The organism is Terrimicrobium sacchariphilum, from assembly GCF_001613545.1.
Classification (GTDB): Bacteria; Verrucomicrobiota; Verrucomicrobiia; order Chthoniobacterales; family Terrimicrobiaceae; genus Terrimicrobium; species Terrimicrobium sacchariphilum.
The window spans coordinates 3,017,629-3,035,419 of the sequence record NZ_BDCO01000002.1 but is presented as its reverse complement, the minus strand read 5'-3'; the positions used below and the strand labels follow the sequence as shown (position 1 = coordinate 3,035,419).

The following is a 17,791-nucleotide window of genomic DNA, read 5'->3' as shown; positions in this document are numbered from 1 at the left end:
GACGGCATGCTGCACGTCGTCCTCGTCGAGCCCGAGATCCCGCCCAATACGGGCAACATCGCGCGCCTCTGCCTCGCGGCGGGGGCGCGGCTGCATCTCGTCGAGCCACTCGGGTTTTCCCTTGAGGAAAAGGCGCTCCGTCGCGCCGGGATGGATTACTGGGAGCAGTGCGACGTGAAGGTCTGGCCGTCGCTCGACGCCCTCCAGGCCGACGCGGGCGACGCCCGTTTTTTCTACTTCACCACCAAGGCCTCCCGCATCTACTGGGACGAGCGGTTCCAGGATGGCGACCATCTCGTCTTTGGCCGGGAGACACGCGGGCTGCCCGAGAGCCTGCTCGCCGCCAATGGCGATCGGTGCGTCACCATTCCCATGCAGGAAAATGCGCGCAGCCTGAACCTCGCGACCTCCGCCGGGATTGCACTTTACGAAGCCATGCGGCAGCTTGCCCGTCCATGAGCGTCATTGAACTCCACGGCCTCACCAAGACCTTCCGCACCTACCGCAAGGACAAGGGCGTGCTGGCTGCCGTGAAGGGGCTCTTTCATCGCGAGTACACCGAGACCAAGGCCGTCGACGCCGTGAGCTTCCGCATCGAGGAGGGCGAGTTTGTCGGCTTCCTCGGGCCGAACGGAGCAGGCAAGACCACGACGCTCAAGATGCTCTCCGGCCTCCTGCACCCCTCGGGCGGCGAGGCGCGCGTGCTGGGCTTTGTGCCCTGGGAACGCCGCGACGGGATGAAGCGCCAGATCAGCCTCCTCATGGGCCAGAAGAACGCCCTCTGGTGGGACCTGCCCGCTCGCGAATCGCTGGAGCTGAACCGCGCCATTTACGAAATCCCGCGCGAGGATTTCCAGCGCAGCGTCGACGAACTCACCGCGCTGCTCGATGTGCGCGACCAGCTTTCCGTCATGGTGCGCGAGTTGAGCCTCGGCCAGCGCATGAAGATGGAGCTTATCGCCGCGCTCCTGCACCGGCCCAAGGTCCTCTTCCTCGACGAGCCGACCATCGGTCTCGATGTGGTGAGCCAGAAGACCGTGCGCGATTTCCTCAAGCACCACAACGCCGAGCAGCGCACGACCATCATCCTCACCAGCCACTACATGCAGGACATCGAGGAGCTTTGCCCGCGCGTCGTCCTTATCGATCACGGCAAGGTGATGTTCGACGGCGAGCTCGATCGAATCACGTCTGAGTTTTCCGCGAACAAAATCGTCGAGGTGAAATTCTCCTCCGCCGTGTCGTGTGCGTTCTCGCATCTCGGGCATGTGCTGGAGCAAAAACCCGACGAGCTACGTATCGAAGTGCCTCGCGGACAGGTGGCTGCGGTTTGCCGCGCCGTGCTCGACCAGGCGCCCGTGGCCGACCTGACCGTCTCCGAGCCGCCGATCGAGGAGATGATGCGCAAGGTCTTCGGCGACCGCAAAAGCTGAACGTTCTGTCATTCGGGGCTGGATGGTGCCATATTGGTGCCATGACCCCGGAACTGTTCGGAAAGCAGGAAACTCTTCCTGCCGGAACGCCCCCGTCGCTCGCTGCGATGTGGCATGACAAGCAAAACGATTGGAAAGCCGCGCACGAGGCTGCCCAAGAGGATGATTCCAGCGATGGCGCCTGGGTGCATGCTTATCTGCACCGCAAGGAGGGTGACAACGGCAATGCCAACTACTGGTATGCCCGCGCGGGCAAGGAACCCTATGCCGGGAGCCTCGATGAGGAGTGGAGCGCGATCACGGCTGTCCTGCTGAATCGATAGCCCGCAGATATTGTCGGGCGTAGCGCAACTCCGGGGGCAACAACCCAAGCGCATCGCGGATCGCGTCGTCGACCGGTCCGGCCCCGATGCGTTGGAACCCGAGTTTTTCGCACGCAGGCGAGGGGAGAAAACGGCGGGTCGCCCAGTTGCTCGCGGGCCAGCCCAACCTCAGGAAAAGCGGCTGCCTGGGATGCGCAATATGGCTGGCGAGTTCTCGCGAAATCGGAAGAGAGCAGAGTTCGTCGCCGCTGAGCATTTCGGAATAATAGGCGGCAAACTCCGCCCAGTTCGCCGGGCCGTAATTTCGATCCAGCCCGAAACACACGCCAAACTCCCGCATGTCGCGGTAATATCCCTCGCATTCCTCCGCCGTGAGCGGACCGACGAACGCTTCATAGCACTCCACCGCCACCGCGATGAGCGTCGCCAGCACCCACATCTGCGCCGCCGGGTCAAAGGCCGAGTAGCGCTGCGGCTCTGCTCTCTGTACCGGAGCGTGGCGGGCGCGAATCCGCCTCTCCATCGCCTCGACTTCCGCTCGGGGCGAAAAGGTGACGGTGTACACCGCCTCCAGGGTGCGATGCAGGCGGCCCAGGGTTTCTTCGCGGAAGTTGCTGTGCCGCGAAACCCCGAGCGCGATCTGTGGATGGGCGATTTGCAGGATCGCCGCCGCCGGCCCTCCCAGCAGCAAAATCGTCTCGCGGCTGACCTTCCAAATGGCGGATTGGGGAAGAAAAAGACCCGTTTGGTTCATAATGCTGGAAAAAACACTTTCCAGATTCCTCGCTGACCTTATTTTTTCCCGCAGCCCGTGCCAACCGAGAAGTCCATCCCCAAGCAACGCCTGAAGCTCGCCCGCGAGGTTTCCGTCATGGCATGGATCGAAAATCACTTCGGCGAGGTTCTCCTTCTCAAGCAAAAGCGCGGCAACAAACAGTGGACCCTTCCCGGTGGGAAGATCGAGCGCGGCGAGAGCCTGCTGGATTGCCTTTCCCGCGAGGTCTTTGAAGAGACGAAGCTCAAGGTCCACTCGCCCGTCCTCATCGGCATCTTTGACCGACCCGACAAGGACGCCATCGTCTTTCTTTACCGGGCCCGGATCACCGGCCTTTCCGACAAGATCGTGCCTCAGCCGCGCGAAATCCTGGAGGGCAAGTACACCCGCGTGCTGCCCCGCCAGATCACACCCAGCCTGCGGTACTTCTGGCAGCAGATTCACTCGCAGTCCGAGGGCGGGGTGCCCATCCGGATATCCTGAGTTTTCCCCGGTGAAAATTTCCGTCGTTTTTGATTTCTCGTGAAACGGCCCTGATTATCTCACCACCATGACTCCGCGTTCATTCCGGCTCTGCGCCGGAGCGTTGGGCCTCGCTCTGGCCTCCCTCTGTCCCGTCGCACAGGCGGGTGACTACCACGACGCCTCCCTCCCGGTCGACGAACGGGTCGAGGATCTCCTTGCCCGTATGACGGTCGACGAAAAGATCGGCCAGCTCACGCAGCGGCTGATCGACGTGGGCATGGAAAAGGACATGGAAAAGTTCTTCTCCGTCATCCGCACCGGCTCCGTCGGCGCGTACATCCTCATGCTGGAGGATGCGCAGTATCGCAATGCGATGCAGAAGACAGCCATCGAGGAGACCCGCCTCGGCATCCCGCTTCTCTTCGGCGCGGATGTCATCCATGGCCATCGCACCGTATTCCCGCTCCCGCTCGGCCTCGCCTGCACCTGGGACCCCGATCTCGTCGAGCAGGCGCAAACCATCGCCGCCCGCGAGGCCCGCTCGATGGGGCTGAACTGGACCTTCGCCCCCATGTGCGATCTTGCCCGCGACAGTCGCTGGGGCCGCGTGGCCGAGACCTTCGGCGAAGATCCGTACCTGAATTCTCTCTACGTCGCCGCCTCCGTACGCGGCTTCCAGGGGACGAATCCCGCCGATCCGGGCCGTGTCGTTGCCTGCCTGAAGCACTTTGCCGGGTACAGTGCCTCCGTGGGCGGGCGTGATTACAACCACACCGAGATCCCGCCCTTCATCTTCCGCAATTTCCATCTCCCGCCCTTCCATGCGGGAGTGAATGCCGGGGCGCTCACGGTGATGAGTTCCTTCAACGCGAATGACGGCATCCCCGCTGCCGCCGACCACTGGCTGCTCACCGACTTGCTGCGCGGCGAGTGGGGGTTCAAGGGCTTCGTCGTCAGCGATTGGGAAGGCGTGCAGGAGGTCGTCGACTGGGGTTATGCCCCTGACGACGTGGGCGCGGCCATCGCCTCGCTCACGGCCGGCAACGACATGGAGATGATGTCGAAGACCTTCACCCTGCTCGGGCCGAAGATCGCCGATGGCACGCTGCCGATCTCTGTGGTGGACGAGGCCGTGCGCCGCGTCCTGCGCGTGAAGTTCCTCTCCGGTATCTTTGAGCAGCCGTACACCGACCCCGAGGCCTATGCGAAGACCATCCTTGCGCCCGAGTCCGTTGCGCTTGCCCGCGCTGCCGTGGCCCGTTCCGTCGTGCTCCTGAAGAACGAACCGTTCCTGAATACCCCGCCGACCGGCACCCCGTCGCCCACCCCTGGCACCGTGCCGCAGAATCCCAGCGCCTCGACCCCCGCGCCCACGGCTACACCCAAGCCTACGCCGAAACAGCGCGCCATCCTGCCGATCGCCTCCGACGTGAAGCGCATCGCGCTCATCGGCCCCTTTGGTGATGAGAAGCGCGAGATGATCGGCTGCTGGATTTCGCAGGGCAAGGCCAAGGACGTCGTCACCCTCGCCACCGCGCTGAAGAGCCGTGTCGGGGCCGATGGCGACGTGAAGATCGTGCAGGGCTGCGACATCAACGGCTCCCAGCCGCGCACCAAGACCCTCACCGACGGCACTGTCGTCCTCGACAAGAGCGTGGCCCCGCCGATGGGTGTCTTTGATCTGCCTGCCGCCGTCCGCGCTGCGGGCGAGTCCGACCTCGTCATCATGGCGCTGGGCGAGCCGTGGAGCTGGACGGGAGAAAACGCCTCCCGCGCCCGCATCACCCTCACCGGTCGCCAGCAGGAGCTCTTCGATACCATCGCCGCCGTGGGCAAGCCCGTCGTCGTCGTGCTCTTCAGCGGACGTCCGCTCGCGCTGCCCTCGATCTTTGCCAAGGCCTCTGCGGTCATCGCCGCGTGGCAGCCGGGCATCCAGGCGGGCCCGGGTCTGGTGGACATCCTCTTTGGCGATGTGAATCCGTCTGGACGCCTCACCATCACGTGGCCGGCGGATACGGGCCAGCTTCCGATCTATTACAACCGCTATAACACGGGCCGCCCGGATAAAGGCTTCATTGACTACCGCGACATGAGCCGCGAGCCGATGTTTCCCTTCGGCTACGGTCTCACCTACACCTCCTTTTCCTACGGCAAGGCCGAGGTGATCCCGGCTGCGAATGGCAAGCCTGCCCAGATCCGCACCACCATTACCAATACCGGCGACCGCGAGGGCACCGAGGTGGCGCAGCTTTATGTGCGGCAGTTCTTCTGCCCCGAGGGCGCGCGGCCTTATCAGGAACTCCGCGGCTTTCAGCGCATCAAACTCCGGCCCGGCGAGAAAAAGGAGGTTACCTTTGACGTCACCGACGAAGTGCTCGGCTATGTGGGCCGCGACGGCAAGTGGCGCGTGGATGCCGGGAAATTCAGCCTCTGGATCGCGCCGCAGGCCAACTCCGGTGATCCCGTGAGCTTCACCCGCCCATAAAGGGAAACCTGACGGGGACGATGGAATTTCGCAAAGTCGGCCTCATCACCTGCACCGCCCTGGTGCTGGCCAACATGATCGGCACCGGGGTCTTTACCAGCCTCGGGTTTCAGGTGGCGGTATTGCCTTCGCCTTTTCCCGTCCTCATGGTCTGGCTGCTCGGCGGCCTCGTCGCACTTTGCGGTGCGCTGAGCTATGCGGAGCTGGCTTCGGCGCTGCCGAGCTCGGGCGGGGAATATTACTTCCTCTCGCGCATCTATCACCCAGCCGTCGGCTTCATGGCGGGCTTTGTCTCGGTGACGGTCGGCTTCGCCGCCCCGATCGCGCTGGCGGCGATGGCCTTTGGCGGCTATCTCGCCGCGACTTTTCCCGGGGTGCATCCGGGCGTGGCCTCGATGGTTGTCGTGCTCCTCGTCGCACTGCTGCACTCCCTCACCGTGCGGGCGAGCGGGAATTTCCAGGTCGTCGTAACCTGCTTGAAAGTCTGCCTCGTCGTCGCCTTCATCATCATCGGGGTGTGGAAGGAAACCGCGCATCCCGTGAGCTTTGCCCCAAAGCCGGGAGACTTCGCGCTCATGGTGAGCACGCCTTTTGCGATCTCGCTCATGTTTGTCCTCTACGCTTACACGGGCTGGAATGCCGCCGCGTACATCCTCAGCGAGGTGCGTCGCCCGGAGGTGACCGTTCCCTGGGCACTCCTCATCGGCACCGTGATCGTCACGGTCCTCTATGTCTCGATCAATGCCGTCTTCCTCGCCGCCGCGCCGCTGCAGGACTACGTGGATAAAATCGAGGTCGGCCAGATCGCAGCCGAGCACCTGCTGGGCGAGGAGGGCGGGCGCATCATGTCGGGCCTCATCAGCATCGGACTCATCTCCGCCATCAGCGCCATGACGTGGGCCGGGCCTCGCGTGGCCCAGGCCATCGGGCGCGATCTCGCCTCGCTCAAGGTGCTCTCGGCCACCCGCTCGGGCGGTGTGCCGCTCCCGGCGCTGGGCTTGCAGACCGCCATCGTCGTGATCCTGCTCCTGTCGGCGACCTTTGAGGCTGTGCTGGTTTATGCGCAGTTCGCCATTCTCGCGTGCAGCTTCCTTGCCGTGCTGGGCGTCATGGTTCTCCGCTGGCGGCAGCCTGCTCTGCCCCGGCCCTTCCGCTGCTGGGGGTATCCCGTCACGCCCATCGTGTTTCTGGTGCTGAATCTTTTTGCCATGGCCTACTCGGCGCACGATAAACCCATTTCAGCCCTCGCCGGGGCGGCGACGCTGCTGGTTGGTTTTTTGCTTTATTTCCCGCTCAGGAAGCGAAGGCTATCGGCATGAGACCGTGGTTGCTCGTAGTTGCTCTGTTCGTTGTTTCGTTTGCCCAGGCGCAGGAGGTTCGCCGCGCCCTGCCGGTTGACGCACCCGTCGTTGCCAACCCCAACGACATCGCGCAGTTCCTCGCCGGTCGTCCGGTCGCGTCGCTCGCCGCCTACCAGCAGTCGTCCATCTACCAGAACCACGTCGCCGAGATGACGAAACTCTGGAACCGCTACTACCAGAGCTATTTCACCAAAATGGGCACATGGAGCGCGACGGAACTCGCCCCGCGCATTCCCATGTCGCGCCCGGTGATCTATTTCTTCGGCGGTCCGGATGCGGCCAGCCCGCTCGCCTACTACCCCGACGCCCCGGCCTATCTCCTCGGCGGCCTGGAACCCGTCGGCTCCATCGCGCCGATCTCCTCGCTCACCCCGGAGGCGCTCGATGAGGCCCTGGCCAATCTCCGCCGCTCCGTCGAGTCCGTGCTCTCATACGGCTTCTTCATCACCAAGGACATGAAGGTCGATCTCGACCGCGCCGCCTTCCGGGGCGTGCTGCCTGTGATGAGCTCGTTCATCGCCCTCTCGGGTGGAGAGATTCTCTCCACCAGCTACATCGGTATCGACTCCTCCGGCAATCTCCAGGATTACGGCACCACCTACGCGGGCGGCAAGGGCGTCTCGCCGGGCGTGAAGATCGTCTTCCGCCGTTCCCTCGGCGCGGGCACGCAGACCATCTACTACGTGCAGTCCAACGTCGTCGACGACGCGGTGAAGTCCAATCCCGGCGTGCTGAAATGGGCCGCGCAGTTCGGCCCCGGCAACGTCTATCTCAAGGCCGCGTCCTACCTCACGCACGAGACCTATTTCGGCCGCATCCGCTCGTTCCTCCTGGAAAATGCCTCCTCCGTCCTCCAGGACGACTCGGGCATTCCCTACAAATACTTCGCCCAGAACGGCTGGCGCACCTGGCTCTTCGGCACTTACACCGGCACGCTCGACATCTTCACCAAATACTACCAGCCCGACCTGACCGCCGCCTTTGCCAATCCTGCGGATGTATTGCCGCTTCCCTTTGGAACGGGCTACAAGTGGCGTCAAGGTCAGTCAAATCTTTTGCTCGCCGTCCCGCCCGCGAAGGCTCTTAGATAATAGCAGAAATCGCTCGACATCGACGGGCGTTTCCTTGTGTTGTAAGGCGTGCGCCTGTCGCCTGAACATATCCTGAAGGCCCTCGGTCTTCCGTTGATCTGCCTCGCCATGTTTGGCCTGGCGGGCGGGCACCTTGCCGTGTTCCAAGCCGTCGCATGGGGGCAGATGCTCTGGAGCTATTCGCAGGATACCGGTTCTTTCATGGCCGGTGCGGAGAAAACCTTCAGCGGCAAATATCCCTGCTCGATGTGTCGCAAGGTCGCCGAGCAGACGCAGAAGGAGCAAAAGGCTCCCGCCATCTTCAAGGTCGACAAGCAGCTCGAGGTCTATGTCGTACTGGCTGCCCTCTCAGTTCGCCAGCCCGCTGGCCGCGACGTCACCTACTTCCTTTCCGACTTTCTTTTCAGTACGCGCCGTGAGGCTCCTCCCGTGCCCGTACCCATAGCGGCTGTCTGATCCGCTTTATTCGTCTAAGCTAAGGGGCCTGTTCGCGCCCTTTCCCAACGTTATGAACTGACGCGCACCCGCGTGCGCTCCGCCCTGCCGTGATGCCGGTCACGGTCTCGGTATGCCTGTGTCTTTCCGGCATCAATCCACATTCATGAAATCCATTTATTGCCTTATCCTTTCGCTTGCCCTCGGTGCATCGTCGCTGCGGGCCACCGTCCTCACCTCCATCCCCGGTCCTGAAGATCAGGGTAACATGATTATGCCGCTGGTGCGGCTTTCCGGGAATGCTCTATCACTGGAGTTTGATACGAGCAGAACTCCCCAACTCGCGTCGTTGGAAACATGGGCCCCAGGGGACACGTTTCAACCTACGGCGGCCTGGTATGCCATCCTTGATCCAGTTGGGGGAGCCGGGAGTTTGTTTAATAACGAATATGGTTTTACCTTCTCGGGTGCTATCCCCCAGGGAAAAGCACTCGCCATCAGTCTGCTCTCGGTCAGTTCGATCGAGATGAAGTTCTTCAACTACGTCAACAGCCAGAATCGGTTTGATGAGATATTCTCCGATGTCGGGGATCAGCTTCTTTGGAGCGGCAATATGTGGCATAACTATGTCACGCTGCCCTCTGGTGCCGCTGAAGGGACCTACACCGCGAGCTTTGAAGTGTATCTCGTGAATGGGACGTTTACCAGTGGCACGGGAAATGCCGACTACACAACGCTGGGACAGGATGCTCCGCGCGATCCGAACTATAGCAGCGTAACCATCAACTACACCTGGACGGTCGTTCCGGAGCCTTCGACATGGATGCTCCTCGGCCTCGCCGGTGTGCTTTTCCTCATGTTGCGTCGAAAGCGTGGGGTCGCATAGTGAAGCTGTCATCACAATATCCTGCCAGTCGGTGGCGCAAATGCGCCACCGACCCCGGCGGGGCATTTTCTCTGGTGGAAATCCTCGTGACCGTTGCCATCATCGGCGTCCTTTTTCTGACGATCACCGCCATGACCCGGAGTTCCATGACGCGAGCCAAAGATGTCCAGTGCGTTTCCCGCGTACGCAGTCTCGCCTCGGGTATCCTGCAGTACACTCAGGATCAGGGGGAGTTTCCTCGCAGCCTGCATAGCGCATCGGGTGCAGGAAAACCCGTTTGGGCAATCGCGATTCTGCCGTACATCGGCACCGATGAAACGCCAACTGGGGCAGCCTGGGATGCGATGTTTGAAAAAATGTTCCGCTGCCCGGCGGATACAAACCGTACTTCAAAGATTTATAGCTATGCGTTGAACGTGCATTTTGAGTTGAACCCTGACAGCGACGACTATCCCGGCAGCCCGTTGATCTGGCGGCGTCCCGCCAGTGTGATCTCGCCGGGTGCGACGATTCTCCTCGCGGAGCCTAAGGCTGTTTTCTACGCCGACCATATCATGAGCCATCAGTGGACCACGGCTCGCGCAGTCACCAATGCCATCGACGGTTTGCGCCATGGCAAGAAATCCAACTACGCTTTCGCCGATGGTCATGTGGAGACGATGTCGCCGGGAGACACCTTTAACCCCGCCAAGGGTATCAACCTGTGGAATCCCTCTCTGGCCCGCCGGCAATGATGCCTCAGCGACCGAGCAGCCCGGGCAGCTCGGCCAGCGAGGCGATGTGAAACCGCGCCGTCTCGGAGCGGGGGACCCCTGGACGGAGGATCTGCACGGTGGGCATACCGAGGCTGTTGCCCGCAGCGATCTCGGAGGCCGCACTGTCGCCTACGACGAAAGTCTCGGCAGGCGTGAGGCCGTGACTGGCGAGGATACGCTGGAACCATCCCTTCTTCCCAATGCGATCCGGCTCGTCGATGGCGTCGACGTAAAGCTCGTGCACATAGCTCGAGAGGTTCAGCGCGCGAATCTTGCTCTCCTGCAGATGGCGAAATCCTGATGTCACCAGCACGCGGTGTTGCGGCAGCTTCAGCAACTCGGGCAAGTCGCCATATCCATGCATAGGATGGCGAACCTCCATCCGGGAAAAGGTCTCCCAGCCCGCTCTCAGCATCTCCGGCGAGAACCCATGCCGCTCCGCCACCCAGTCCAGCGGATGCCGCCAGCAGTCGGAAAATGCCGCCTCCAGGGCTGTCTCGGCCAGCCATCCAGTATTGGCATCGCGTATTGCCTGAAATCCCTCCTCGAAGAGTTCGGTGCCAACCTCTCGGGCATCGGCGAGGCAATTATCGAGGTCAAAGATCACCGCGCGCGGTATGGGATGAAGCGGGGGCATGGTTACGATTGGGCCGTTGTGGTTGCCTGACGCATGCCCCGGCAGGCATGGTAGGCGCGGCTCAGACTGTCTTTGAGGGATTCCAGGCTCACTGGCTTGCTCATGTAGTCGTCCATGCCCGCCTCCAGGCAGGCTGTCCGGTCGCTTTCCTCGGCATTGGCTGTGAGGGCGATCAGCCAGGGATGAAATGAGGGAGTGGTACGTTTGCGTATCTCGCGGGCCGCCTGCAGCCCGTCCATCTCCGGCATCTGTACATCGAGCAGTACGACATCGAAAGGTACCGTCCCGAGGGCGTGCAGGGCCTCAACGCCATTGGCGACGATCATTGCGTCGTAGCCGATCCGGTGGAGCATCAACTGGGCGACCCGCTGGTTCACTGAATTGTCTTCCGCAACCAGGATTCTCAAGGGCAGGAGTGATCCCTGGGATGGCTCCTGGATTGCATGGCGGCTCTCTCCATTTTCTCCGGCTCTGCCTTCGATCATGCGAACCATCGTGGCGAGAAGGGCCGCCCTGCGTGCCGGGCGCGAAAGCACGGTGACATGATGTACGCTCTTTACCGGAGCCGGTGTGGCTCCCATGGGAGCGAGCGCGACGATCGGCGTCTCCTTTTGCAGGGCGCGAATGCCCGAGACGATTTCCTCTCCCAAGGCGGTGCGCATGGAGCTGTCCACCAGGATGATGTCGTAGGAGGCGTCCCGACGCAGCTCATCCAGAGCCGCATCGGCGGTATCGGTCACGCAGGCTATCATGCCGCACTCTTCTTCTGCCTGAGCGCGGTAAACATCTCGCGAGGCTGCGTTATCATCCGCGATCAGGATCCGGCGGCTACGCAAAGAGAGGGTATCGACTTGTCCTCTTGGCGGAGAATTAACCGCGATGGCAGGAAACTCGAATTGAAAGAGCGATCCATGGCCGAAATCTGACTCGACCCAGATGCGTCCCCCCATTTTCTCGATGAGTCGGTGGCAGATGACGAGCCCGAGCCCCGTGCCACCGTATCGCCGCGTGGTGGAGGCATCGACCTGGCTGAAGGCCTGAAAGAGCTTCACCATGCGGTGCGTCGGGATGCCGATGCCGGAGTCGCGTACCTCTCCATGAATCAATGGCCGCCCCATGAGATCACGTCGGAGCTCCAGTGTGGCCACGACTTCGCCGTGGGTGGTGAATTTCACTGCATTCGACAGCAGGTTGACAAATATCTGGCGCAGGCGCGTCGGGTCGCCCTTGATCCAGGCGGGCACCTCCGGATGCACCCGGCAGACGAGATCGAGTTTTTTCCGGGCCGAGGTTGTTGCCATGACCTCCATGGCAGATTCCAGGCAGTCGCGCAGATCGACCTTGATGGTCTCGAGATCGAGCTGTCCAGACTCGATCTTGGAAAAATCGAGGATGTCGTTGATGAGCGCGAGCAGAGTGTTGCCGCTGCTGTGGATCGTTTCGACGAGTTCGCGTTCGTGCGGCAGGAGATTGGCGCCGGAAAGCAGCTCGGACATGCCGATGACGGCATTGAGAGGCGTGCGGATTTCATGGCTGACATTGGCGAGGAATTCCTCCTTCGCTCGGGCGTGGGCCTCAGCTCTCGCTGTGGCAATCTCAAGCTCTCTGTTCCGCTGTTCCAGCAGCTCGGCAGCGCGGCGGCGTTCATCGATGTCCTGGAGGACTCCGCGCAAGGAGATGATCTGGTCGCCCTTGGATTTCACAGCCTCAGCCATGCAGTGAACCCATTTCGTGCGCCCTGACGGGGTGACGATTTGCGTTTCGAGATCCAGCTTTTGCCCGGTTCGCACCAGATCGCCGAGGGCGTTGATTACCCGGTCGCGATCGCTTTCGATCACCAGGTGGACCATCATCTCCCGCGAGAGATTTGCCGACGGAGTGACCTCGGTAATCTCGTAGGTGACGTCCGACCAGTACATGACCTTGGAAAGGACCGTCCATTCCCAGTGGCCGACCCGTCCCAGTCGACCTGCCGCTTCCAGCAACGTGTAGGCAGCCTGTTGGGCCTCGGCCGCCAGCCGTAGCTCCCTTTCGGTGCGTTTGCTCTCCGTGATGTCCTGTACGATCGAGCAGACTGTTGGCTCGCTCCCGGGATTTTCCAGCACGACCCCGTGGAGGAGGGCCGGTACGCGATGGCCGTCCCGATGATAGAACTCCTTTTCATACGGGCCGTACCTCCCGGTCTGGCGCATCTGCTCGAGTTGGACGAGTTCCTGCAACTCGTACTCCCGGGGCGTGAGATCCCAGTAAGTCATCTGCTTCAGCTCATCCCTCGCATACCCGAGACTGTCGAGGAGAGCGCGGTTGGCATCGACAAAGCTGCCGTCCATCATGTTGAACGAGATGCCTACGGGCGAAAGCTCAAACATCCCGCGGAACTGCTGCTCACTCCGGCGGATGTCTCGCTCCATCTGCTCACGCTGGGTTACATCGATGGCGGTGCCGAGATAGGACTGCACTGCTCCATGCTCGTCGCGCACGATCGTGACACTTAGCGCGACCGACTTTCGACTGCCATTCTTGCATATGAAGGACCATTGCCGACTGTCGACTCCGACTCTCTCGGCGATGGCGGTAAGGGTGCGAAACCCTTCCGCAGAGAGGTCGTGTTCGATAAGGAGGTGTTTTGCGTAGTCCTCGACCTCGAGCGCGTCGTGAAAAATGATCGGAGTGCATTTGCCCACCACCTCGTCGGAGGAATATCCGAGCAGGGTCTCCGCGCCCCGGCTGAAGTATGTGATGAGTCCCTCGGGATTTGTGGCGATAAGAGCCACGCCGGTGGCTGAATCCAGCACCGCCCGGAGTCGGCTCTCACTCTGGGCGAGCGCGCGTTGGGCCTTCACCTGCCTGGTGACATCCGTCTGTACGGCGATGAAGTGAGTGATCTTGCCCATCGCGTCACGGACGGGGTCGATCTTGACATGCACGATGTAGGGGGTGCCGGATTTGGTATAATTCGTCAGCGTTTCTTCGCAGCTTCGGCCGTCCGAGATGGCCCCTCGGAGGCGCCCGATGGTCTCCTGGTCCGATTCGGGCCCTTGCAATACCTGGCCCGGTTTCTTTCCCCGCACCTCCTCCAGCGAGTAGCCGGTGATTTTGGAAAAGCTGGGGTTTGCCCATTGGATGAAGCCATCCGCGTCTGTGATGATGACGGCGTGAATTGTATGAGCTGCGACCAGCGAAAGAAGCTCATGGCGCTGCTTCTGGATGCGGACTGCCGACACATCGGTATGTGTGCCGGTCACGCGAAGGGGTTCTCCGTTTGGCCCCCAATCGATGACATGTCCGTCGCATATCACCCACATCAGAGAGCCATTCGCATTGGTGTACCTGGCCTCTTCGCGGAAGGGAATGCGCCCCCGGCTCTCGACGTGTTTGCGAAAGCTCTCCTCCATGCGGTCGACATCCTCCCCCCGGAGGAACTTGCGCCACGCTCGGGGGTGCGTCGGTAATACTTCGGGAGCCCAACCAAATAATTCTGCAAATCCCTCACCGAGGGATTCACTGTCTTCCGGAGGCCTCCAATCCCAGTGCGCCGTCCGGATAAGCTCAATAATTCTGGGGGGGCTACCTGAAAGATCGAAAACGGAGGCGTCCGCCGGGCTAAATCGATTCATGTGCGTCTTTCGACGGGTAGAAAGCCTACCAGTTTGCCGTGAAAAGCACCAGCGCCAACCTCCCGTGAGCAGGAAATCGACCGTTTCAGCTTCAGGGATTGGCGATTAAGAGCTTCACCACCAGGCCGAGCGTGGCCGAAGCCGCGACCACCGGTAGTACCGGCCACCGGCCTTTCCAGATGCCAAAGAAAAACACGGTGGCCAGGGACAAGGCAAAAAAGTCAACTCGGTGTGGGACCGGGAAGATCACATGGAGTCCAAACCAGACCGCAAGGTTCAGAATGATTCCAGCCACTGCTGCGGTGATTGTCGAAAGAGCGCCACCCAGGGCATGCGAACCGCGCAGCCTTTCCATGTACGGGGCGCCGGTCAGGACAAAAAGAAAGCTTGGGACAAAGGTTACCCAGAGCGTCATCATCGCTCCCAGCGTACCTGCCACGAGCGGGGGCAGCGTGCCGGGATGCTGCCATGCGGCCAGGAACCCGACGAACTCTAGAACCAGGATCAGCGGTCCCGGGGTGGTTTCGGCCAGACCCAGCCCGGTCACCATTTGCGGCGCGGTCAGCCAGTGGTAGTGCTCCACCGCCTGCTGCGCGACAAATGGTAGCACTGCGTAGGCCCCACCAAAGGTGACCATGGCCGCCTTGCTGAAAAACATTCCCAAACTTGCAAAGATTGCCTCTGGCCACAGGTGGGCCAGCGCCACCGGGAGCCACCAGAGGATCAGGCAGGTCATGGCGATGCGGAGGCTTCGCCCATGGTTGAGGGGTTCACTGTCGAGTACGGAAGCTGTGGCTTCGCGGGAGGGAGACGGGGTGAAATAGCGTGGATACCACCGTGCGCCCGCCGCTCCGGTCATTGCCGCCGCCAGGATCACCGCGACGAACGAGATATTGAAGATAAACAAAGCCGTAAACGCCGCTCCAGCCACCGCCCACATTGCACGATTGCGGAGGGCCGTACGGCCGATCCGTAAAACGGCTGCCGCCACGATCGCGATCACCGCCGGTTGCAGTCCATAAAAGATCGCCGCGATAGCTGGGACGGAGCCGGCAGCTGCGTAGAGCCAGCTTAGCGCCCAAAGCAGAATGGCCGCAGGCAGGACGAAAAGCGCCCCTGCCACCACCCCTCCAGCCGTCCCATGCAGCCGCCATCCGATATAGGTCGCGAGTTGCTGGGCCTCAGGGCCGGGCAGAAGCATGCAGAAGTTCAGCGCATGCAGGAACCTCTCCTCACTGATCCACCCTTTTCTCTTCACCAGGTCGGTGTGCATGATCGCGATTTGTCCGGCGGGTCCGCCAAAGCTGATGCATCCCAGCCGGAGCCAGTAGAGGGTAGCCTCCCAAAAACTCGGCCGGGTTGGAGGCGGAGCTGGGGGGTCGGCGTTCTCTGGCATGGATTTGCGCGACATCATTCCAGAACGATGGGAAAAGCAAAAACGACTTCTTGAGTCTTCGTTACAATCTTGTCACGCAAGCGCCGTTGTGGTTGCCTTTTCCCTCGGTAGCCTCCCAACGCACAATTCCACTCCCGCCTAGTCGGCCAGTTTATTTCACTTATGTGTGTTTTCCAGATGTCGCAATGGCCCGACGCCCGCTCGGTGGCCCGGACTGCGTTGGCGATTTTTTCCGCCGTGATGCTTGTCTGGACCCCTCTCCAGGCAGCTGATACCGCCTCTTTTGATTTTCCGATCAAGGATTCCGCCGATATCCCGGCTCGAATGGCCGGGCCGGTGAAGCAGATCATATCGTCGGATGGCATTGGCTACACGATTTTTGCACTTCAGCCCGCGACTCCCGGTGAGGAGGTCCTCGCTACGGTGGTCTTCGAGGACGGCCCGGAGGGCGGCCCTGCTCTCCTCTGGATTGATGACTCCGGGCAGCAGGTCACACTCTCCTCCAGCCTTTCCGACGGCGTGGAGGGAAAGAACCAGCGCACGGTGGCCATACCTGTGGCTTCGGCTCTATCCGGCGGGAGACTTGTGATCTCTGGGGACCAATCGAAGGTCCTCCGCGCCCGGCTCGACTGGCTCTCGCCTGTCTCCACGGTTGCCGCTGCCGATCAGCGTCCCGGTCGGTATCTGGTGAATGATCGACTTGTTCCGGTGGACGCGGTGAATGGGCAGCCTCCCGTGGCTGAGCCCGATGCATGGATCGGGAAGGTGTATGAAGCCTTTCTCCAGGAGGAGCCGGCCTCGGTCGAAGGAGGAGTTGAGTTTGTGGTGCCCCTCGGCGAGCCGGCCTCCCAGGTATTGCTCTCCGCGCGCTTCCTCGGCCTCCCGCTCGACCAGGGAGTTTCGGTGTGGCTGAATAAGAAATATATCGGCGAGTTGCATCCGCAGGTTCCCCCGCTGACCGATGCCGGTTACGTCGTCGATGAATCCGGCGATTCTTCCTATGCGGGATGGCGCACGGGTTCTCTCTTCATTCGAGCCTCCGATTTTCAGCAGGGCGACAACTCGCTCGTTATCTCCTCCAGGGCGACCGGTGCCTACATTCGCGACGCCGCGCTCCAGTTTCGCCCCGCTGCTTCTCCGACTCCCTCGCCCGGGCAGACCGTCTCGGCCGGAGATTCGGTCGATCTCGATTCGCAAAACCTCGATCTCTCGCCATAGTTCATCATGAGCATCTCTTCTTCGTTTTCTGCCTCCCGGCCCTCATTACAATCCGGCTACACGCTGGTGGAGATCATGATCGTGCTCGGCATCATTGCTGTGCTCGCCGGGTCGGCCATCTACATGCTCGTTGGCAGCGTGGATACCGCAAAAGACCAGCGAGTGGACTCCGACATTCAGGCCATCAAGCAGCAGCTCAGCCTGTACGAGATGCAGAACTACACGTACCCGACCACGGCCCAGGGCCTCGAGGCGCTCGTAGTACGGCCCTCGACCGAACCTGTCCCGCGCAAATGGCGGCAACTCCTGAAAGCCGTGCCACTCGATCCCTGGGGCACCCCTTACCAGTATGCGTTCCCGGGTAAGAAAAACGCCGGCGGCTTTGACCTCTACTCCTTGGGACCCGACCGCAAGCCGAGTGAGGATGACGTGCCCAAGAACTAGAGGCACCGCAGACAGCCATCGGGCTTTCACCCTCATCGAGGTGATTGTAGCCCTGGCAATCATAGCGATCATCTTTATTGCCCTCATCCCGCTGGCTGCGCCGTCGCTTTCCGAACGCAAGCTCCGCCATGCGATGGATGATATCGTGGCCTTCGTGCGTTCCAATCGCCTCGCTGCCGAGGCCGCCGGCCGCGATGTTTTAATTCAGTGCCACTCCGACGGCCTCATGGTGAACCAGAAGTCTCTCGCAGGTCGCCTGGATGTGCCGGGGGTGCGTATGTCTATCCGCTTTCCTGGAGGCAAGATGGAACGCGCTCGCGGTCAGGTGTGGCGGATCTTGCCCTGTGGGGTGGTCTCACCCGCGACCGTGCGGGTCGAGGATGGCGACTATTGGCTGGAGGTGGATGTCGACCCGCTTACCGGCGACATCATGGAGGAGCGGTACTCGCTCTAGCTCCCCATGAGAGAGC

Annotated in this window: 17 protein-coding genes; 13 read left to right on the top strand and 4 right to left on the bottom strand. The window is 61.6% G+C overall.

Translation table 11 applies throughout. The annotated features are described in order from the left end of the window. Nucleotides 1-6 precede the first annotated feature (6 nt). From TSACC_RS14265 to TSACC_RS14255, 3 genes are read left to right on the top strand one after another with little or no spacing between them, the layout of a single operon-like run. Complete coding sequence (locus TSACC_RS14265) at nt 7-459, top strand: tRNA (cytidine(34)-2'-O)-methyltransferase (protein ID WP_075079915.1); 453 nt, start codon at nt 7-9, stop codon at nt 457-459. Next, nucleotides 456-1,433 (top strand): ABC transporter ATP-binding protein, encoded by a 978-nt coding sequence (locus tag TSACC_RS14260; RefSeq protein WP_075079914.1) that lies wholly within the window; start codon nt 456-458, stop codon nt 1,431-1,433. The genes TSACC_RS14265 and TSACC_RS14260 overlap by 4 nt, the downstream gene beginning before the upstream one ends. Nucleotides 1,434-1,474: 41 nt before the next feature. Beyond that, nucleotides 1,475-1,756, top strand: a complete 282-nt coding sequence (locus TSACC_RS14255) for a hypothetical protein (RefSeq protein WP_075079913.1) — start codon at nt 1,475-1,477, stop codon at nt 1,754-1,756. Here TSACC_RS14255 and TSACC_RS14250 read toward each other — a convergent pair. Continuing rightward, a complete protein-coding gene (locus tag TSACC_RS14250; protein WP_075079912.1) occupies nt 1,731-2,510 on the bottom strand; it encodes an oxygenase MpaB family protein in 780 nt (259 codons plus the stop codon). The two genes, TSACC_RS14255 and TSACC_RS14250, sit on opposite strands and share 26 nt — an antisense overlap. Nucleotides 2,511-2,567: 57 nt before the next feature. On the opposite strand from TSACC_RS14250, the gene TSACC_RS14245 reads away from it, so the two are divergent. From TSACC_RS14245 to TSACC_RS14215, 7 genes are all read left to right on the top strand, one after another. After that, on the top strand, nt 2,568-3,014 hold the full coding sequence (locus TSACC_RS14245) for an NUDIX hydrolase (RefSeq protein ID WP_075079911.1): 447 nt from the start codon (nt 2,568-2,570) through the stop codon (nt 3,012-3,014). 67 nt (nt 3,015-3,081) lie between these two features. Continuing rightward, entirely contained in the window at nt 3,082-5,481 is a 2,400-nt protein-coding gene (locus tag TSACC_RS14240) for a glycoside hydrolase family 3 N-terminal domain-containing protein (RefSeq protein ID WP_084400480.1), read from the top strand. A gap of 20 nt (nt 5,482-5,501) precedes the next feature. After that, the gene (locus TSACC_RS14235; protein ID WP_075079910.1) at nt 5,502-6,800 is read left to right on the top strand and encodes an APC family permease; all 1,299 of its coding nucleotides are present in this window, start codon (nt 5,502-5,504) and stop codon (nt 6,798-6,800) included. Continuing rightward, nucleotides 6,797-7,933 (top strand): hypothetical protein, encoded by a 1,137-nt coding sequence (locus TSACC_RS14230; protein WP_075079909.1) that lies wholly within the window; start codon nt 6,797-6,799, stop codon nt 7,931-7,933. Before TSACC_RS14235 ends, TSACC_RS14230 begins: the two co-directional genes overlap by 4 nt. Nucleotides 7,934-7,981: 48 nt before the next feature. Continuing rightward, a complete protein-coding gene (locus TSACC_RS14225; RefSeq protein WP_075079908.1) occupies nt 7,982-8,389 on the top strand; it encodes a hypothetical protein in 408 nt (135 codons plus the stop codon). A 145-nt stretch (nt 8,390-8,534) separates the two neighbouring features. Further along, nucleotides 8,535-9,254, top strand: coding sequence for a PEP-CTERM sorting domain-containing protein (locus TSACC_RS14220; protein WP_075079907.1), 720 nt, complete (start codon nt 8,535-8,537; stop codon nt 9,252-9,254). Next, complete coding sequence (locus TSACC_RS14215; RefSeq protein ID WP_169809649.1) at nt 9,254-9,988, top strand: prepilin-type N-terminal cleavage/methylation domain-containing protein; 735 nt, start codon at nt 9,254-9,256, stop codon at nt 9,986-9,988. The genes TSACC_RS14220 and TSACC_RS14215 overlap by 1 nt, the downstream gene beginning before the upstream one ends. Before the next feature lie 4 nt (nt 9,989-9,992). Here TSACC_RS14215 and TSACC_RS14210 read toward each other — a convergent pair whose 3' ends face one another. The 3 genes from TSACC_RS14210 to chrA all read right to left on the bottom strand — a co-directional run bounded on the left by TSACC_RS14210 (nt 9,993) and on the right by chrA (nt 15,659). Next, nucleotides 9,993-10,646: an HAD family hydrolase gene (locus TSACC_RS14210; RefSeq protein ID WP_075079905.1), complete on the bottom strand. Its 654-nt coding sequence runs from the start codon at nt 10,644-10,646 to the stop codon at nt 9,993-9,995. 2 nt (nt 10,647-10,648) lie between these two features. After that, complete coding sequence (locus TSACC_RS14205) at nt 10,649-14,263, bottom strand: PAS domain S-box protein (RefSeq protein ID WP_075079904.1); 3,615 nt, start codon at nt 14,261-14,263, stop codon at nt 10,649-10,651. Nucleotides 14,264-14,354: 91 nt separating this feature from the next. Beyond that, nucleotides 14,355-15,659 (bottom strand): chromate efflux transporter, encoded by a 1,305-nt coding sequence (gene chrA / locus TSACC_RS14200; protein WP_075080755.1) that lies wholly within the window; start codon nt 15,657-15,659, stop codon nt 14,355-14,357. 162 nt (nt 15,660-15,821) lie between these two features. On the opposite strand from chrA, the gene TSACC_RS14195 reads away from it, so the two are divergent. Genes TSACC_RS14195 through TSACC_RS14185 form a run of 3 tightly spaced genes read left to right on the top strand, consistent with a single transcriptional unit; the run spans nt 15,822 to nt 17,775 of the window. Beyond that, nucleotides 15,822-16,877, top strand: coding sequence for a hypothetical protein (locus TSACC_RS14195; protein WP_237763981.1), 1,056 nt, complete (start codon nt 15,822-15,824; stop codon nt 16,875-16,877). Nucleotides 16,878-16,883: 6 nt separating this feature from the next. Further along, nucleotides 16,884-17,321: a type II secretion system major pseudopilin GspG gene (gene gspG, locus TSACC_RS14190; protein WP_075079902.1), complete on the top strand. Its 438-nt coding sequence runs from the start codon at nt 16,884-16,886 to the stop codon at nt 17,319-17,321. Next, on the top strand, nt 17,227-17,775 hold the full coding sequence (locus TSACC_RS14185; RefSeq protein WP_084400477.1) for a prepilin-type N-terminal cleavage/methylation domain-containing protein: 549 nt from the start codon (nt 17,227-17,229) through the stop codon (nt 17,773-17,775). The genes gspG and TSACC_RS14185 overlap by 95 nt, the downstream gene beginning before the upstream one ends. Nucleotides 17,776-17,791 lie beyond the last annotated feature (16 nt).

What these genes read in the sequence shown, in the direction of transcription:
- gspG (WP_075079902.1), top strand. Translation starts at nt 16,884, where the DNA reads ATGAGCATCTCTTCTTCGTTTTCTGCCTCCCGGCCCTCATTACAATCC.
- TSACC_RS14220 (WP_075079907.1), top strand. Translation starts at nt 8,535, where the DNA reads ATGAAATCCATTTATTGCCTTATCCTTTCGCTTGCCCTCGGTGCATCG.
- TSACC_RS14250 (WP_075079912.1), bottom strand. Translation starts at nt 2,510, where the DNA reads ATGAACCAAACGGGTCTTTTTCTTCCCCAATCCGCCATTTGGAAGGTC.
- TSACC_RS14255 (WP_075079913.1), top strand. Translation starts at nt 1,475, where the DNA reads ATGACCCCGGAACTGTTCGGAAAGCAGGAAACTCTTCCTGCCGGAACG.
- chrA (WP_075080755.1), bottom strand. Translation starts at nt 15,659, where the DNA reads ATGCCAGAGAACGCCGACCCCCCAGCTCCGCCTCCAACCCGGCCGAGT.
- TSACC_RS14260 (WP_075079914.1), top strand. Translation starts at nt 456, where the DNA reads ATGAGCGTCATTGAACTCCACGGCCTCACCAAGACCTTCCGCACCTAC.
- TSACC_RS14230 (WP_075079909.1), top strand. Translation starts at nt 6,797, where the DNA reads ATGAGACCGTGGTTGCTCGTAGTTGCTCTGTTCGTTGTTTCGTTTGCC.
- TSACC_RS14210 (WP_075079905.1), bottom strand. Translation starts at nt 10,646, where the DNA reads ATGCCCCCGCTTCATCCCATACCGCGCGCGGTGATCTTTGACCTCGAT.
- TSACC_RS14195 (WP_237763981.1), top strand. Translation starts at nt 15,822, where the DNA reads ATGTGTGTTTTCCAGATGTCGCAATGGCCCGACGCCCGCTCGGTGGCC.
- TSACC_RS14205 (WP_075079904.1), bottom strand. Translation starts at nt 14,263, where the DNA reads ATGAATCGATTTAGCCCGGCGGACGCCTCCGTTTTCGATCTTTCAGGT.
- TSACC_RS14265 (WP_075079915.1), top strand. Translation starts at nt 7, where the DNA reads ATGCTGCACGTCGTCCTCGTCGAGCCCGAGATCCCGCCCAATACGGGC.
- TSACC_RS14235 (WP_075079910.1), top strand. Translation starts at nt 5,502, where the DNA reads ATGGAATTTCGCAAAGTCGGCCTCATCACCTGCACCGCCCTGGTGCTG.
- TSACC_RS14185 (WP_084400477.1), top strand. Translation starts at nt 17,227, where the DNA reads ATGCGTTCCCGGGTAAGAAAAACGCCGGCGGCTTTGACCTCTACTCCT.
- TSACC_RS14240 (WP_084400480.1), top strand. Translation starts at nt 3,082, where the DNA reads ATGACTCCGCGTTCATTCCGGCTCTGCGCCGGAGCGTTGGGCCTCGCT.